This window comes from Moorena sp. SIO3I6, from assembly GCF_010672095.1.
Map to the genome: position 1 here is coordinate 1 of NZ_JAAHHU010000843.1, position 2,100 is coordinate 2,100.

Below are 2,100 nucleotides of genomic sequence, written 5' to 3' on the forward strand. Positions count from 1 at the left end.
TTCTGTTGTATCAGCCTAATTTCAAGCTGCTAACTTCCCCTCTACACCAGCAGCCCCAGACCTCAAAGCCGTCAGATAATGACTACCCTAAAAACCAATCGGAAGTTCGGCCAATCAGCAATTCGGTCTTCTCAGCATGATGAGTGTTTTTCATAGCAATAGGTTGTACAGCAAATTCATAGCCACTTGCTATATCCCTGATTTCTTCTACATTGTCATAGCTCATCAAAAAATCCCCTTCCAATTGGCTAGCAAGTTTAAATACAGCTTCATGATCAACTGCTGAATAGCGATAGAGCCTGCGACCAGCTTTTAAATAAGGTGGATCAATGAAGTAAATAGCATCGTTGCGGTGATAATTTTGCTCACAAACCTCAAACCCATCCCCGGCAATAAATTGAATTTTTGTCCGGATTTTATCAATGGAAAGTATACGCTTTTTCAGGGTTTCGGGATACCAGCGTGAGGTGATTCCTTTCCCATTTTCCCCATTTTTCATAAAGCTAGTACGATCATTCGATCTTGTAGGATGCGTTAGTGATAGCGTAACGCATCATTAATTCACGGTTAGTTTGCTAAGCACAGAAGTGCTGGATTTCTTGAGGTTGCTCGGTTTCCTAACCATTGATCACAGCGGATGCTCTGGGCAGTGGATTCTCTACTGTAGCAGTAATTCTGTCACCCCAGCACCAGGGGAGAAGACCAAAAACATAACAGACTACCCTCACCGCTATTCAGAAGTCAGCTGTTGGAGACTTTGCCATTTCTGAGTCAGAACGACTCATTGAGGATCAACGAATCCCACACCATTGACTGAAACGGACCCGAAGGCGAAAGGATTGGCTTTTCCCAGAGTGGGTCTCGCGCCGCTAGCCTCAATGCCGTTAGCCTTCCATCTATGGGTGTGCTTCAAAGCTCACTGTAATTGATAAGCTGATTAAAATCTGAATAAATAAGTGTTTGTGGTATGGTTATTCGAGCAATTTTTCAGTCTACCAAAGTAGAAGATGCTTCCTCTCCATATGACACCATTCATTTGAAAGTTTTCTATCCAGCCCTGATGTCAGGCAGCGATCAGGAACAAAATATGGGTATTGTTCCTGCTGATCCTCAGCAGTCTCCCTTCAAAGTCGTCATTTTCTTTAATGGCATAAACTGTAGTCCTGAAGTATATCAGTGGCTTGCTATTAAGTTGGCAGAACGTGGGCTTGTGGTTGTCACTTTCTCCTGGGTTGCCCAAAACTTACCTGGTATAGTAGGTCTGACTCCAGGTGTTGACATCGCAATGTTGAATCCAAACACCTATGGTTCAGCTCCAACAGCCTCTGCTTTACCAAGCCTATTGGTAGCATTAGAGGAATTACAACTTAACGGAGTTCTAGCTGGCCTGCTTGATTTAAAACAGATCATTCTAGGAGGACACTCCGCTGGGGGCAGAGTTGCAATTGAAAGTGCAAATCCACGCTTCTTTCCACAAATTGTGGCTTCTTTTGCCTATGGTGCACATACAGCAGGAGGGAAGCAACTAGGATATCCATCGGGCACAATCTTGCCTTTACCTGATGCTTTACCATTAATGCTGATTGGAGGAACCTGTGATGGAGTTATTGCCAACAGCAGCCATCGCTATGGAGTGACTTGGGAACAAGCAACCACTCCAGTGTTACGCACTTTTAGGGAAGCGATCTCAGCAGGCAGAGACGATAGTTATCTGCTACTTCTAGAGGGAGCCAATCATTTCTCTATTGCTTATCCATTTGATTCCACTACTGGTAGACCTTTCCTAGACTATCCAGCATCTCAACCGGAAGACCTACTACGGAATTTGCTAGCAGAAACAATTGGTTTATTCATTGATGCTCATGTTTCCCATCAACCTCAAGCTTTGTCAGCAATCAATCAATACTTATGTTCTGAGAACCCTTTGATTGCCTCCTTTGAGCGGAAGTAATGTGAAGTACCCCAACCTGCTTCGCTGAGGTTGGGGCTTCCAATTCTCAGGTCAACTCAGGGACGGTTTTATTCGTCTTTCGGGCTTCCCGCTTCATCCGCCGATGCCTCAAACAGCAAGCTGCAATACGGTCTTACTCAGCGTCCACA

Annotated in this window: 2 protein-coding genes; one reads left to right on the forward strand and one right to left on the reverse strand. The window is 44.6% G+C overall.

What is annotated here, in order from left to right; translation table 11 throughout:
• Positions 1 to 82 precede the first annotated feature (82 nt).
• Positions 83 to 499, reverse strand: a complete 417-nt coding sequence (locus F6K49_RS43425; RefSeq protein WP_293107895.1) for a hypothetical protein — start codon at positions 497 to 499, stop codon at positions 83 to 85.
• A 468-nt stretch (positions 500 to 967) separates the two neighbouring features.
• Here F6K49_RS43425 and F6K49_RS43430 point away from each other — a divergent pair, with 468 nt between their 5' ends.
• Positions 968 to 1,951: a dienelactone hydrolase gene (locus F6K49_RS43430; protein WP_293066960.1), complete on the forward strand. Its 984-nt coding sequence runs from the start codon at positions 968 to 970 to the stop codon at positions 1,949 to 1,951.
• Positions 1,952 to 2,100: the final 149 nt, after the last annotated feature.

Coding starts and splice junctions, on each gene's coding strand:
- F6K49_RS43425 (WP_293107895.1), bottom strand. CDS start 499: ATGAAAAATGGGGAAAATGGGAAAGGAATCACCTCACGCTGGTATCCC.
- F6K49_RS43430 (WP_293066960.1), top strand. CDS start 968: ATGGTTATTCGAGCAATTTTTCAGTCTACCAAAGTAGAAGATGCTTCC.